Annotated in this window: 13 protein-coding genes; 5 read left to right on the top strand and 8 right to left on the bottom strand. The window is 75.1% G+C overall.

The annotated features are described in order from the left end of the window. Positions 1–7 precede the first annotated feature (7 nt). Genes mftC through mftA form a run of 3 tightly spaced genes read right to left on the bottom strand, consistent with a single transcriptional unit; the run spans position 8 to position 1,787 of the window. Positions 8–1,396 carry a mycofactocin radical SAM maturase gene (gene mftC / locus ASF47_RS05420; RefSeq protein WP_082500050.1) on the bottom strand — a complete coding sequence of 463 codons (1,389 nt, stop codon included), beginning with the start codon at positions 1,394–1,396 and terminating at the stop codon, positions 8–10. Next, positions 1,393–1,683: a mycofactocin biosynthesis chaperone MftB gene (gene mftB / locus ASF47_RS05415; RefSeq protein ID WP_056863032.1), complete on the bottom strand. Its 291-nt coding sequence runs from the start codon at positions 1,681–1,683 to the stop codon at positions 1,393–1,395. Before mftB ends, mftC begins: the two co-directional genes overlap by 4 nt. Further along, complete coding sequence (gene mftA, locus ASF47_RS20560; RefSeq protein WP_082500049.1) at positions 1,668–1,787, bottom strand: mycofactocin precursor MftA; 120 nt, start codon at positions 1,785–1,787, stop codon at positions 1,668–1,670. The genes mftB and mftA overlap by 16 nt, the downstream gene beginning before the upstream one ends. Before the next feature lie 188 nt (positions 1,788–1,975). Here mftA and mftR point away from each other — a divergent pair, with 188 nt between their 5' ends. Beyond that, positions 1,976–2,575: a mycofactocin system transcriptional regulator gene (mftR, locus tag ASF47_RS05410; RefSeq protein ID WP_235557501.1), complete on the top strand. Its 600-nt coding sequence runs from the start codon at positions 1,976–1,978 to the stop codon at positions 2,573–2,575. Between the two features lie 132 nt (positions 2,576–2,707). Here the strand turns inward: mftR and ASF47_RS05405 are convergent, their stop codons facing one another. Continuing rightward, complete coding sequence (locus ASF47_RS05405; RefSeq protein ID WP_056863030.1) at positions 2,708–3,496, bottom strand: siderophore-interacting protein; 789 nt, start codon at positions 3,494–3,496, stop codon at positions 2,708–2,710. Positions 3,497–3,964: 468 nt separating this feature from the next. Continuing rightward, positions 3,965–4,132 (bottom strand): hypothetical protein, encoded by a 168-nt coding sequence (locus ASF47_RS20965; protein ID WP_156697762.1) that lies wholly within the window; start codon positions 4,130–4,132, stop codon positions 3,965–3,967. Between the two features lie 158 nt (positions 4,133–4,290). Here ASF47_RS20965 and ASF47_RS05400 point away from each other — a divergent pair, with 158 nt between their 5' ends. The 3 genes from ASF47_RS05400 to ASF47_RS05390 all read left to right on the top strand — a co-directional run bounded on the left by ASF47_RS05400 (position 4,291) and on the right by ASF47_RS05390 (position 8,684). Further along, positions 4,291–6,441, top strand: a complete 2,151-nt coding sequence (locus tag ASF47_RS05400) for a PAS domain-containing sensor histidine kinase (protein ID WP_056863029.1) — start codon at positions 4,291–4,293, stop codon at positions 6,439–6,441. 433 nt (positions 6,442–6,874) lie between these two features. Continuing rightward, complete coding sequence (locus ASF47_RS21645; protein WP_200918967.1) at positions 6,875–8,284, top strand: pyruvoyl-dependent arginine decarboxylase; 1,410 nt, start codon at positions 6,875–6,877, stop codon at positions 8,282–8,284. A gap of 31 nt (positions 8,285–8,315) precedes the next feature. Next, positions 8,316–8,684, top strand: coding sequence for a response regulator (locus ASF47_RS05390; protein ID WP_056863028.1), 369 nt, complete (start codon positions 8,316–8,318; stop codon positions 8,682–8,684). 330 nt (positions 8,685–9,014) lie between these two features. Here ASF47_RS05390 and ASF47_RS05385 read toward each other — a convergent pair whose 3' ends face one another. Together ASF47_RS05385 and ASF47_RS05380 are read right to left on the bottom strand one after the other, a co-directional pair. Next, on the bottom strand, positions 9,015–10,049 hold the full coding sequence (locus tag ASF47_RS05385; protein ID WP_056863516.1) for a zinc-binding dehydrogenase: 1,035 nt from the start codon (positions 10,047–10,049) through the stop codon (positions 9,015–9,017). Between the two features lie 11 nt (positions 10,050–10,060). Next, on the bottom strand, positions 10,061–11,653 hold the full coding sequence (locus tag ASF47_RS05380) for a flavin-containing monooxygenase (RefSeq protein ID WP_156697761.1): 1,593 nt from the start codon (positions 11,651–11,653) through the stop codon (positions 10,061–10,063). Positions 11,654–11,722: 69 nt separating this feature from the next. On the opposite strand from ASF47_RS05380, the gene ASF47_RS05375 reads away from it, so the two are divergent. Continuing rightward, positions 11,723–12,742, top strand: coding sequence for an AraC family transcriptional regulator (locus ASF47_RS05375; protein WP_056863027.1), 1,020 nt, complete (start codon positions 11,723–11,725; stop codon positions 12,740–12,742). Positions 12,743–12,803: 61 nt separating this feature from the next. Here the strand turns inward: ASF47_RS05375 and ASF47_RS05370 are convergent, their stop codons facing one another. Continuing rightward, on the bottom strand, positions 12,804–13,826 hold the full coding sequence (locus ASF47_RS05370) for an SDR family oxidoreductase (RefSeq protein WP_056863026.1): 1,023 nt from the start codon (positions 13,824–13,826) through the stop codon (positions 12,804–12,806). Positions 13,827–14,019: the final 193 nt, after the last annotated feature.

The following is a 14,019-nucleotide window of genomic DNA, read 5'->3' as shown; positions in this document are numbered from 1 at the left end:
CGCTACCTCACTGCTCGGCGTGCGGGATCGACTGCGGGTCAGGCTGCTGGACCGACTGCTGGACCGACTGCTGGACCGGCTGCTGGGGCGGCGGGGGCACGAAGCCCGCGAGCGGGCTCTCCGCGCACGCCGAGACCGGCGGGGCCGACGGCAGGGTCAGGGTGTCGGGGCGCCGCCCGAGGGTCAGCATCACCGGCTGGTTGCGCGTCGGCGCGGTCTTGGAGTGGTCCTGGCTCGACGCGGGCACCTGGCGCCCGCCGGCGGCGTCGAGGGCGACCAGCGCCTGCTCGCCGTAGCCCTGCACGCACTCGGGGTCGGGGCCGTCCATGGGCAGGCCGGTGAAGAACTTCGCGGCCATGCAGCCGCCGCGGCAGGTGTCGTAGAACTGGCAGCTCGCGCAGGCCCCGCCGGTCTGCGGCGCGCGCAGCCCGAGGAAGAGCTCGGAGGTCTGCCAGACCTTCTGGAAGCCGCCGTCGGCGAGCAGGTTGCCCGCGAGGAACTCGTCGTGGATGGCGAAGGGACAGGCGTAGACGTCGCCGACGGGGTCGATGAGGCACACCACGCGCCCGGCGCCGCACAGGTTGAGCCCGGGCAGCGACTCGCCGTAGGCGGCGAGGTGGAAGAAGGAGTCGCCGGTGAGGACGTCCTCGCCGTGGGCGACCAGCCAGTCGTAGAGCTCGCGCTGCTGGTGGGGCAGCGGGTGCAGCTCGTCCCACACGTCGGCGCCGCGGCCGCTGGGGCGCAGCCGGGTGAGGCGCAGCGTCGCGCCGAAGCGGTCGGCGAGGGCCTTGAACTCGTCGAGCTGGCCGATGTTCTCCCGCGTGCAGACCACCGAGATCTTGGCGTCGGTGAAGCCGGCGTCCTGGAGGTTGGCCAGCGCGGTCAGCGCGGTGTCGTAGGAGCCCGGGCCGCGCACGTGGTCGTTGACCTCCGCGGTCGCGCCGTCGAGGGAGATCTGCACGTCGACGTAGCCGCCGAAGGCGGGCGAGGCCAGCAGCCGTGCGTTCTCCGGGGTCAGGCGCACGCCGTTGGTGGAGAACTTCACGCCGACCTGGTGGTCCACGGCGTACTGCAGCAGGTGCCAGAAGTCGGGGCGGATCGTGGGCTCGCCGCCGCCGACGTTGACGTAGAAGACCTGCATGCGCTGCAGCTCGTCGATGACCGCCTCGGCCTGCTCGGTGGTGAGCTCGCGGGGGTCTCGCCGGCCGCTGCTCGAGAGGCAGTGGGCGCACTCGAGGTTGCAGGCGTAGGTGAGCTCCCAGGTCAGGCAGATGGGGGCGTCGAGGCCGAGCTCGAACTGCTCGACCAGCGTGCCGCCGAGGGGGCGCTCCCGGGTGGTCGGGGCGGCGGGCGGGGTGGCGGTCGGGGCGGCGGGGCGGACGGGGGCGAGGGTCATGCGACGGCCTCCTGGGCGCGCGGGCGGATCATGTCGGAGTCGGCCAGGCCGCGCAGGGCCCCGGCGTACGCCGCGTGCTGCGGCTCGGGCACGCCGACGGCCTCGAGGGTCGTGCGGACGTCGGGGTGGTCGGCGAGGGCCCGGACCACTGCCACCAGCTCCGGGCGCTTGAGGAAGGTGAGCTTCCGGTTGCCGAAGTGGTAGGCCAGCGCACCGAAGGGCTCGGGTCGCAGGGCCACCGAGGGCGACAGGGTCCAGGCCTCGTCGAGCATCAGTACACGCCGCACATGCCGTCGATCGAGACCTCCTCGATGAGGCTCTCCGCGGTCAGGCCGGCCTCCGGGCCGGCGGCCTCGGGCGTGATGTCCGGCGTGGTGTCCTCGGGGTTCATGGGTGCTCCTCTCGTGCTGCTGCGGATCGTGGTGCAGGTCACATCGGACGCTAATGGCACCCGTGGCCAAAACGCCAGGGGTCAGGGGTCCCGAATCCGGCACGGCCTCAGAACCCTCCGAACGGGCAGGTGCCGCCGCCGCCCGGCCGCGCAGGGCCGCCGCTCGTCCGCGGGTGTACCTTGCGGCCGTGGTCGACGACAGCGCGCGCCGTCAGGGGCGACCGGTCGTCACCACCCACGCGGCCATCGAGCAGGCCGCCTTCCGACTCTTCGCCGAGCGCGGCTTCGAGGGCACCACGCTCGACGCGATCGCCGACGAGGTCGGCGTCGGGAGGCGGACCCTCTTCCGCTACTACCGCTCCAAGAACGACATCCCGTGGGGCCGCTTCGACCTCACCCTCGCGCGCTTCCGCCACCTGCTGGCCGACGCCCCGGCCGACGAGCCGCTGTGGCGCGGCGTGCACCGCGCCGTGCGCGCCTTCAACGAGTTCCCGCCCGCCGCCGACCCCACCCACGTCGACCGGATGCGGCTGATCCTGCGCACCCCGGCGCTCCAGGCGCACTCCGTGCTCCGCTACGCCGAGTGGCGCCAGGTCATCGCCGAGCACGTCGCCGCGCGCACCGGCACCCGCCCCGGCGACCTGCTCCCTCAGACCGTGGGCCAGGTCAGCCTCGCCCTCGCGCTCGCGGCGTACGACGTGTGGCTCGACGACCCCGCCCGCTCGCTGCCCGACCTGGTCGACGCCGCGATGCTCACCCTGCGCGCCCACCTCGACCCCACCGCCTGACCCCGGCGCCTGACCCCGATCCGCGCCGCCGGTGCGCGCCGCCGGCGCCGGTGCCGGTGCCGGGCAGGCGTGGCGCGCGGATCGCACGCAGACCGTGCGTGCGATCCGCGCGTCAGGCCCCGCCGGGCCGTGTCAGTCGCGCGGCTGGGCCTGCTTCCACTCGCGGAAGCCCTCCTCGGTGCGGCCCCGGCGCCAGTAGCCGGAGATCGACAGGTCGGCGCGGTCGACGCCGCGCTCGCCGAGCAGGTGGGGGCGCAGGCGACGCATCACCTCGCCCGCCTCGCCGTGCACGAAGGCACTGACCCGCCCGGGCGGCCAGTCGAGGGAGCGCACCGCGGCCTCGAGGGTGCCGCCGTCGCTGCGGTGCGCCACGACCAGCTCGCCGTGCTCGCCGGGATCCAGCCGGGGAGCGTGCGCGGGCGACTCCACGAGCACGACGATCCGCACGCCCGCGTCGGGCGGCAGCACGGCCAGCGCGGCGGTCACCGCCGGCAGCGCCGACTCGTCGCCGACGAGCAGGTGCCAGTCGGCGGTGGGGTCGGGCGACCAGGCACCGCCCGGGCCGTTGACCACCAGCGTGTCGCCCGGCGCGGCCGAGGCGGCCCACGGCCCCGCGACGCCCTCGTCGCCGTGCACCACGAAGTCGATGGCCAGCGTGCCGGCGACGAAGTCGGGGAAGAGCGCGGTGTAGGTGCGCACGACCGGCAGGTCCTCGGGGGCCATCGTGGTGCGCAGCGCCCGCAGGTCGAGCTCCTCCAGCGGCGCGGGGTAGGCGACGCCCGGGCGGGGCAGGACGAGCTTGACGTAGCGGTCGGTGTGGTGGCTGTCGGCGAAGGCCGAGAGGTCGTCGCTGCGGAACCACACGCGGCGCAGGCCGCTCGGCGTGGTCTCGGCGCTGGTCACGGTGAGGCGGGTCGCCATGGCGCTCCTGGGTCGGTGGTCGTGGGCTGCCCTCCTGCCTACCGCACCTGCCCAGCAGTGGTCCCCGGACCGGCTGTGGGGAGGCTGGGGAGCAGGGGGGTCTGCGGGTTTCACCGGCCGGCTGGCGAAACCCGCACCTGTCGGCCCACGCGTCGGCCGACAGGTGCGGGTCCGGGCCGACCGGTGGGGCGCAGGAGGCTGCTGGGACCAGCGGGTGCGCCGAGGGCGAGCACCGACGGGAGTCAGGCGGGGAGCGGGCGAATCGGGACCGGCGTGGTCGCGAGCAGACCGGCGGAGCGGACCGGCGGAGCGGACCGGCGGAGCGGACCGGCGGAGCGGACCGGCGGAGCAGACCGGCGGAGCAGACCGGCGGAGCAGACCGGCGGAGCAGACCGAGCCCCCCGCTCCGGCAGGGCCGGGGCGGGGGGCTCGACGGGTGCCGCGGGTCGGCGGCAGGTCAGCGGCAGGTCAGCGGCGGCGGCCGGTGAGCTTGCCGAGGACGCTGCGCACGCCGCGGCCGATGGCCTCGTCCTGCGAGCGGCTGCCGCCCGTGGCGGTGCCCCCGACGGGACGACCGGTGGTGGCGCCGGTCGAGCGGCCGCGTCCGAGGACGCGCGAGACGATGCTGGTGATCATGGTGCTCCCTCCCGGGACGGCGACGGTGCCGTCCCGGAGCCCAGGATGGCGTGGCGGGACCTGCAGCCGGACCACCCCCGGGGAGGACCCGGACGGCCACCACCGGCGGACCCGATCGGACGACGCCCGCCGGGCGGCGGCGCTGATAGCGTCGAGCCATGGACTCGGGGGGGCCGGCGCTCGGGCGCACGCACTTCGACACCGCGCGTGTCGTCGTCGCGGGCCTGCTGGTGCTGACCACCCTCCTGCTGCTGCCGTGGCTGCCGATGGGCGTGCGCGGCTCGGTCACGACCGTCGCGCTCCTCGCCGCGGGTGTGCTCGGCTCGGCCAGCGCGGCGCTGCGCGCTCGGCGTACGACGCCCCGCGACCGACGGCCGTGGCTGCTGCTGGCGATCGCCGGCGTCACGGCCATCAGCGGCAACGCGTGGTCGGCGGCCATGGGGTCGGACCCCGTCTCCTCCCCCAGCGTCGTGGGCGACGGCCTCTTCGCGGTGGCGCTGCTCATCGCCACCGCCGGGCTGCTGTCCTTCCCCACCGCACGACGCCGCGGCGCCGAGCTGGTCGTGATGTTCCTCGACGGGCTGGTCGCGGGCGGCGCGCTGCTGCTCATCGTCTCCGTCCTCGTCTACCCCCAGCTGCTCGACTCCTCCGCGCGCGACGGGTCGGCAGCGCAAGCGCTCGCCCTGCTGCTGCCCCTGCTCGACGTCGTGCTGGCCACGGTCGCGGTGCTGCTGCTCCTGCGGGTCTCGCGCTCGCAGCGCCTCGGGCTCGGCCTGGTGGCCACCGGCTTCCTGCTCTACGCCGTGGGCGACCTGACCTTCGCCGTGCGCGCGGCCGAGGGCAGCTTCGTCTTCGGCACGGTGCTCGACCTCGGCTGGATCGCGGGCTACGCCTTCTTCGGGCTGGCCGCCTGGGCCCCCCTGCCCAGCGAGGACGAGGACACCGGTCGGGGCCTGCCGGAGTCGATCGGCACGATGGTGGTCTTCGCGGTGCTGCTCGTCGCCGCCGTGGTGCAGGTGACCCTCGGGGAGTCGCGCAACCCCAACGGCGCCCAGGCGGTGGCGTGGCTCGTGCTGATCGTCGCCGCCGGGGTGCGGCAGGTCCTGCTCACCGCCGACAACGCCGCCCTGCGGCGCGGGCTCGAGCGGCGGGTGGCCGAGCAGACCGAGCACCTGCGCCAGCTGGCCCGGCAGAACGAGCTGCTCCTCGACTCCGTCGGCGACGGCATCTACGGCGTCGACCGCGACGGACGCGTCACCTTCCTCAACCCCTCGGCCGGCGAGGCCCTCGGCTACACCCTGGCCGAGCTGGAGGGACGACCGGCCCACCCGGTGCTGCACGCCACCACCGTCGAGGGACGCCTCGTGCCGTGGGAGGAGTGCCCGGTCTTCGCGGCGATGAGCACCGGGCAGGTGCAGGTGGCCGACGACGAGCTGCTGCGCCGCGCCGACGGCTCGACCTTCCCCGCCGACATGACCGCGGCGCCGCTCATCGACGACGACGAGGTGCTGGGCGGGGTCATCGTCTTCCGCGACGTCACCCAGCGCCGCGAGGTCGACCGGATCAAGGACGAGTTCCTCTCCGTCGTCAGCCACGAGCTGCGCACCCCGCTGACCTCCATCCGGGCCTCCCTGGAGATGGTCGCCGACGGCCACCTCGGTCCGCTGTCGGCCGGCGCGACCCGCATGGTCACCGTCGCGCTGGAGAGCAGCGAGCGCCTCTCCCGGCTGATCAACGACCTGCTCGACCTCGAGCGGCTCGAGACCGGCGAGGCCACCCGCTCCCACACCGCCCAACCTGCCCGCGACCTGCTCGAGGCCGCCGCCCGCCAGATCGAGGGCATGGCCGGGTCGCTCGGCGTCGGCATCGAGGTCGGTCGCGCCGACGGCGTCGTGCACGCCGACGCCGACCAGGTGATGCAGACCCTCACCAACCTCATCGGCAACGCCTGCAAGTTCTCCGAGCCCGGCTCCGTGGTCACCCTCGAGTCCGGTCCCACCGCCACCACCACCGCCACCGCCACGGACACCGCCGCCGCGGGCCGGGCGGCCGAGGCCGGCGCGGTGGTCGCGGGGCCGCAGGTGCTGTTCGAGGTGCGCGACCACGGTCGCGGCATCCCCGCCGACATGCTGAGCAGCGTCTTCGAGCGCTTCGAGCAGGTCGACTCCTCCGACACCCGCGAGAAGGGCGGCACCGGTCTCGGCCTGACCATCAGCCGCCAGATCGTCACCCGCCACGGCGGGCGGATCTGGATCGAGAGCGAGGTCGGCGTCGGCACGTCGGTGTTCTTCACCCTGCCCGCCGCCTGACCCTCCCCGCACCCCGGTCCGCCGCTCCCCCGGTCCACCGCCGGACCGCCGCTCCCCCGGGTCCACCGCCGGACCGCCGCCGCGCGCGGGGGGTGGCACGGAGTCGGACGGGCACAGTCGCCGCGGCCGACCCCCCGACCCGCCGACCCCCGCCACGGCAGGCCGCCCGGCCCGCTCGCCCGACGTCGCGCGCCCCTGTGCCCGTCCGACCCCGACACGTCGCAGCGGCCGGGCACCCGGGGGGCCGATCGGGCAGCGGGGCATGGCCCGTCCGGGGGGTGCCGGCGCGCCGATCGACGGGGGCCGGTCGGTGCGCGGGAGAGCGCGGCGTACATAATTCCGATGACGGCACGACGTCGCCCCGGGCCGGGACGGTGGCGCACGCGGGTCGTCGACGCGTGCGGCGGGGACCGCAGCGGTCGACGGGAGACGCATGGGCCACGACACGACACTGCGCGCAGGACGCTCCGGCGAGGCGGCGCAGACCCTCGACATCACGGTGCGCACGGGATCGGGGTCGGGCCGCACCCCGCTGTCGGCCTTCGACGCCGCGCTCCAGGGCGCCGGCGTCGCCGACTTCAACCTCGTCACCCTCTCCTCGGTGATCCCGCCCGGCTCCCGCGTGCGCCAGGTCGGCGCCGACCTGCCCGGGGGCCACGGCGACGTGCTGTTCTGCGTGCGCGCCGAGGCCTACGCCGAGCGGCCCGGCGAGACCGGCTGGGCCGGGCTGGGGTGGTGCGTCGACGCCGAGGGAGCCGGGCTGTTCGTGGAGCACCACGGCCCCACCGAGGAGTCGGTGCTGGAGCAGATCGAGCTCAGCCTGGCCGACATGAAGGCGACCCGCCGCGGCCACTACGGCGCCGTGCAGACGGCCGTCGCGTCGGTGACCTGCGTCGACCTGCCCGCGTGCGCGGTCGTCCTCGCGGCCTACCGCGTCTCGTCGTGGTTCGACCCCGCCGCCGTCACCGGCCCGCTCGCTCCCACGGCCTCCTCGGCCCCCGCGGGCCGCCCGTCCGGCGTCGCCCCGACCGTCGCGACCGCTCCGACGGTCCCGCCGGGCGTCGGCGGCGGGAGCGGCAGCACCCCGGGCACCGGCGCGCCCGGGGTCGACCCGGGCACGGCTGCACCGGCGGGCCGGCACGACGGCGTGGCCGCGACGCCGCTCGCCGCCCGACCCGAGCCGACCGAGGGCCGGGCGCGGGCCGCCGCCTTCGCGGCGGCGCCGGCGACGCGGCCGGTCGGGCGCGTGCGCCCGGGGCTGACGATCACGGTCGAGAAGGAGGTCGACGAGGCGACCTCCCAGCGCTACTACCGGCTCTACCGCGACACCTTCAGCGAGCTCGAGACCCTCGCCGCGGCGCGCCAGCTGCTGCACGAGGAGGAGTTCCACGCCGAGATGGTCGACCCGCGCGTGCAGAAGTGGCTGGCCTGGGACGAGGCCGGCGAGGCGGTGGGCATGGCCACCCTGACCGACGACCTCGACACCGTGCCGTGGATCAGCCCGGGCTTCCTGGCCGAGCGCTTCCCCGACCACGCCGCCCGCGGCGCGGTCTACTACCTCGGCTTCACCCTGGTCGCGCCGACCCACCGCAGTGCGCGGGTCTTCCACGCCATCATCGAGGAGATGGCGGCGCTGATGGTGGCCGAGCGGGCCGTGGCCGCCTGGGACATCTGCGCGTTCAACGACGACCGCCGGCTCAGCGGCAACGCGGGCCGGCTCCTCTCCCGGCTGGCCGAGGTCAGCATCGAGCCGGTGGACCTGCAGACCTACTACGCCGGCACCTTCCACGGCCCCAAGCAAAGAAGTGGCGGAAGGCCCGCGCTGGCGGCCGTGCGCGACTAGCCTGGCTCCTCCTGCTCTCGGAGGTACCCGCGTGTCCGCCCCCACGATCCTGGTCACCGACGACGACGAGGCGATCCGCGAGGTCGTCCAGATGACCCTGGAGATCATCGCCGGCTGGAGCGTGCTCACCGCCGCCAGCGGCGCCGAGGCCGTCGAGGTCGCCCGCGCCCACCAGCCCGACGCCGTCCTGATGGACATGATGATGCCGGGCATGAACGGCCTCGAGGCGACGGCCGCCCTCGCCGCCGACGAGACCACCCGCCACATCCCGGTCGTGCTGCTGACGGCCAAGGCCCAGGTCGACGACGCCCCCGGTGTGCGGGGCGTCATCGCCAAGCCCTTCGCCGCCCGCGAGCTGCCCGCCCAGATGGCCGAGCTGCTGGGCTGGCCCGCGCCCTAGTCCGCCCCAGCGCCGCCTCGGCCGCGCGGCTGCGGCCCCGGCTGAGGTCACCGCTGGCGCAATTGCGCGATCCACGCGCGCCAACCGCGCAATCGCGCGGCTGCGCACCTCCTGGACGGCCCAGGTGCTGCCGCACATCAGGGGCCGGCTCAAGGTTTGCGCCGCTTCGACGATCCGCCACCCGGCAGAGCTGCACCAGCCGCGCAAACCCACTCGCCCGGCCAACGACGACCCGCACAATTGCGCGATCCACGCACACCGACCGCGCAATTGCACGATCCACGCGCAGCCACACCGGCGGGACCGGAGGTGGTGCGCGGACGGGGGACCCTAGGGCTGCACGAGGATCCGCACGGGGCTGCCCTCGCGGTCCTTGAGCAGCCGGATGCCCTCCGCGACGTCCTCCAGCGGCACGATCCCGCTGATGGAGCGGCTCAGGTCGAGTCGTCCGGTGGAGACGAGCCGGGCGAGGACCCCGATGTCGGAGACGTCGTAGCCGAGGTGGCCGCGCACCTGCTTGCGGCTGAGGTTGAAGAGCATGCTCGGGCCCAGCGACCACTCCTCGCCGCTCATGCCGACACCGACCAGACGCCCGCGCGAGCCGAGGCTGGCCAGGGCCTGGTCGAAGGTGACCTTCAGGCCGACCGCGTCGAAGGCGACGTCGAGCATCTGCCCGCCGGTGACCTCGGCGATCTTCGCGGCCAGGTCGGGGTCACGGGAGTCCAGGGCGAGGTCGGCGCCGAGGTCGAGGGCGCGCTGGCGCACGGTCTCGTCGAGGTCGACGGCCACGATCGGGGTGGCCCCGACGAGGCGGGCCAGCTGCACGACGTGGGTGCCGACGCCGCCGGCGCCCCACACCCCGACCGACTCCCCGACGCGCACGTCGCCGGTGTGGACGACGGCGCCGTACGGCGTGGAGACGGCGTCGGCGAGGATCGCGGCCTGCTCCATCGAGACGTTGTCGGGGATCCGGGTCAGCCCGCCGGCCTGGGCGAGGGTGTACTCCGCCCAGGCGCCGTCGTAGGCGAAGGCCATGAGGGCGAGCTGGGTGCAGCTGCTGAAGTCGGAGCGCCGGCAGAAGGCGCAGCGACCGCACGGGCGGCCGGCGGCGGGCACGACCCGGTCCCCGACGGCCCAGCCCTCGACGCCGGCGCCGAGCTCGGCGATGGTGCCCGAGGCCTCGTGGCCCTGGGTGATCACCGGCGGCCCCATGGCGGGGAAGGTGCCGTCGAGAAGGCTGAGGTCGGAGTGGCAGATGCCGCAGAACGCGACCTTCACCAGCACCTCGCCCGGGCCGGGGGTCGGCACGGGCACGTCGGTGACCTCGAAGGTCAGGGTGCGGGTGTCGAGGCGCTGGGCGCGCATCGTGCGGGCGCTCACCGGCCGGCTCCGACCGGCTGCGCGTCGCGGCGTACGGCGGAGCGCGGGGTGGTCCGCAGGGTCCGGCGCAGGTCGGCCCGCAGGGTGGTGAGCGAGTCGAGCACGTAGTTCTGCCGCACCCGCCACGGGCCGCTGTCGCCCTGGCGCGGGAAGGCGCCGATGGAGCGCTGGACGTAGCCCGAGGCGAGGTCGAGCAGCGGGCGTTCGGTGAGCTCGCGGTCGGGGTGGGGCTCGACGGCGGCGAGGTCGCGGTCGTCCATCCAGCGCAGCACCTTGCACACCAGCCGGTGCGACAGGTCGGCGCGCAGGGTCCAGGAGGCGTTGGTGTAGCCGATGCAGACGGCGAAGTTCGGCACGCCGGTCATCATGGCGCCCTGCCAGACGAACTGCTCCGAGAGCGGCACGGTCTCGCCGTCGACCTTCGGGCTGATCCCGCCGAAGGCCAGCAGCTGCAGGCCGGTGGCGGTGACGACGACGTCGGCCTCGAGCACGCGGCCCGAGCTGAGCCGCACGCCCTCGGGCACGAAGCGGTCGATGGTGTCGGTGACGACCTCGGCGTCACCGCCCTTGATCGCCTTGAATAGGTCGGCGCTCGGGATGGCGCACAGGCGCTGGTCCCACGGGTCGTAGGAGGGCGTGAAGTGGTCGGCGACCAGCTGCTCGTCGCCGAGGACCTTGGTGGCCAGGCCCGTGAGGAGCTTGCGGGCGCGGTCGGGGTAGCGCCGGCAGAACTGGTAGAAGGCCGTGCCGAAGGCGATGTTCTTGCTGCGGATCAGGGTGTGGGCCAGGTCGGCGGGCAGGTGCTCGCGCAGCCAGTCGGCCTTGGTGTCGCGGCTGGGCACGGCGGAGATCCAGGTGGGGCTGCGCTGCAGCATGGTCACGTGGGCCGCGGCGCCGGATCCGTCGACGCCCTCGTCGCCGGTGGAGTCGCGCAGCATCGAGGGCACCAGCGTGACCGCGGTGGCCCCGGAGCCGATGACGACCACGCGCTGCCCGGAGTAGTCGAGGTCCTCGGGCCAGAACTGCGGGTGCACCACGGTGCCGCCGAAGTCCGACAGGCCCGGCAGGTCGGGGGTGTAGGTCTCGTCGTAGTCGTAGTAGCCCGCGCAGGAGTAGAGGAAGTCGCAGGTCATCGTGGTCTCGACGCCGTCGCGCAGCAGGGTCAGCGTCCAGCGCGCCTCGGCGGTGGAGAAGTCGGCGCCGAGCACCTTGGTGCCGTAGCGGATGTGCTCGTCGATCCCGAACTCCTCCGCGGTCTCGCGGATGTAGCGCAGGATCGTGGGGCCGTCGGCGATCGACTTCGGCTCGCGCCAGGGCTTGAACTGGTAGCCCAGGGTGAACATGTCGGAGTCGGAGCGGATGCCGGGGTAGCGGAAGAGGTCCCACGTGCCGCCCATCGCCTCGCGCGACTCGAGCACGAGGTAGCTGCGGTCGGGTACCTCGGTCTGCAGGCGGTAGCCCGCGCCGATGCCGGAGAGGCCGGCGCCGACCACCACGACGTCGACGTGCGCGGGCAGCGGCCGGCGCGCGCCGGCGGTGCCGGTGCCGGTGCCTGCGGCGGTGCTGGGACGGGTGTCGGTGTCGCTCATACCTCCATGGTGCGCCGCTCGATGCGCCCGTTCTTGATCTGACGCGACAGTTCCTTGATCCTGGACGACATGTCCGTGATCCGCTCCGCCGGCCTGCGCGGCTTCCGCGCCGTGGTGGAGGAGCTGGGCGGCGACGCCGACGACCTGGCCCGCCGGGCCCGCCTCGACCCCGCCGCCCTCGACGCCGACGACCTGCTGGTGCCCGACCTGGCCATGGCCGGTGTGCTCGAATTGGCCGCCCACGAGCTCGACCGGCCCGACCTCGGCCTGCGGGTCGCGGCCCGCCAGGACCTCTCGCTGCTCGGCCCGCTGGCCCTGGCCATCGAGAACTCCCCCACCGTGGCCGAGGCCATGGAGTGCACCTCGCGCTACCTCTTCGTCCACGCCCCCGCCATGCGGATCAGCCTCGAGCCCGACCCCGACGGCGTGCGCGGCGTCGAGGCGCTGCGCTACGACGTCACCCCGCCGGGGGTCGACCCGCCCCGCCAGGGCACCGACCTCAGCCTGGGCTCCCTGCACCGCAGCATCCGCTCGCTCGCCGGGGGCGGCTACGGGCTGCGCACCGTCGACCTGCCGGGGCGACCGGTCGCGCCCCGGGCGGCGTACGAGGACTTCTTCGGGGTGCGCGTGCGCTTCGGCCGCCCCGCCGCGCTGCTGCGGCTGCCCAGCAGCCTGGGCGCCCTGCCGCTCACCGGCCGCGACGAGTCCGTGCGCCGGATGGCCCTCGACTTCCTCGACCGCCAGGCCCCGGTGGACGGCGACCGCGTGGCCCCGCGCGTGCGCGGCGCGGTCGACCAGCTGCTCGGCACGGCCAGCCCCGAGGTCGGCGCGGTGGCCCGCCTGCTCGACCTGCACCCCCGCACCCTGCAGCGGCGCCTGGCCGCCGAGGACACGACCTTCGCGGCGATCCTCGACGACGCCCGCCGGGCCGCGGCACGGCGCTACCTGCTCACCACCGACCTCCCGCTCGCTCAGGTCGCCGGCCTGCTCGGGCTCTCCGAGCAGGCCGTGCTCACCCGCGCCTGCCGTCGCTGGTGGGGCCGCACCCCCCGCGACGTGCGCCGCCACGGGCTCGACCCCGCGGTCTAGGTCGAGAGGCGGCCGGCCCTCCGGTCGACGGGCCGGTCCGCCCGCCGTCGCTCACCGGCGCTCACCGGCGCACCGCCCGGAGCGCACCACCGGTCAGCCCGGCGAGCACCCCGGCGCCGACGACGCCGGTGAGGGCGCGTCGGTGGCGGCCGATCGCCGAGACCGGGTCGCGCTGGCCCGACTGGTCGGAGAAGGGGCCCCGGGCGCCCTGGTCGCGCTCGGCGTCGCGGGGCTCGAAGACGTTGGAGCCCAGCCGCGGCGTCTCCTGCTCGGTCTGCTGGGAGTCCACGCCGGTGCGGGCGAGGTAGCGGTCCATGAACGCCGGGGCGAGGCGGTTGCCCAGCACGGTGTAGACCGCGGCGATGCCGACCCAGGCGTTGCGGCGGGGGTGCTCGGCGACGTGCCGGATGGCCCGGGCGGCCACCTCGGGCTCGAGGATCGGCGGCACCGGCATCGGACGGCCGGCCATGCGGTTGAGGTTCCAGGTGAACTGCGGGGTGTTCAGGCCCGGCAGGGTCACCAGCGAGACGCGCACGGCGCTGCCCGTGGCGAGCAGCTCGGTGTGCACCGACTCCGTCAGGCCCTTCACCGCGTGCTTGGCGCCGCAGTAGGCGGCCTGGAGCGGGATCGAGCGGTAGGCCATCGCCGAGGAGACGTTGACCACCGACCCGCGGTCGCGGGGCCGCATCACGCGCAGCGCGGCCCGCAGCCCGTGCACCTGGCCGTGGTAGGTGACGTCGGTGAGCCGCCGGTGCTCCTCGGGCGTGGTGTCCCAGAAGTACGACAGGGCGCCGACGAAGGCGTTGTTGACCCACACGTCGATCTCGCCGAGCTCGGCCTCCACCCGGTCGGTGGCGGCCTCGACGGCCTCGCCGTCGGCCACGTCGACCTGCAGCGGCAGGCAACGGCGCCCGAGGCCCTCTACGTCGCGGGCGGTCGCGGCCAGCCCCGCCTCGCCGCGGGCGAGGACGGCGACGTCGTAGCCGGCCCCGGCGAGCTCGCGGACCACCGCGCGTCCGACGCCGGCGGTGCCTCCGGTGACCACGGCCACGCGAGGTGTGGTGGGTGCTGTGGATCTGCTCATGCTCGACCTCCTGGTCGCTCTGCGCGCCCGCCGCACCCGCGCCCGACGGGCGCCGGCGGCGGGGCCGCCCTGCCACCATGACGGCCGCCGACGGGGCCCGACAGGGGCTCGCGCGAGACCTGGTCCAAGGGGTGAGGCGGCCTCACCCCACCGGCTCCCCCCGCAGGGATGGAGCGCTCCGGAGGCGGGGGGC

This window comes from Nocardioides sp. Leaf285, assembly GCF_001422955.1.
Lineage (GTDB): Bacteria > Actinomycetota > Actinomycetes > Propionibacteriales > Nocardioidaceae > Nocardioides > Nocardioides kribbensis.
Note: the sequence above shows the minus strand (reverse complement) of the source record. Positions and strands in the feature narration are given on the sequence as shown.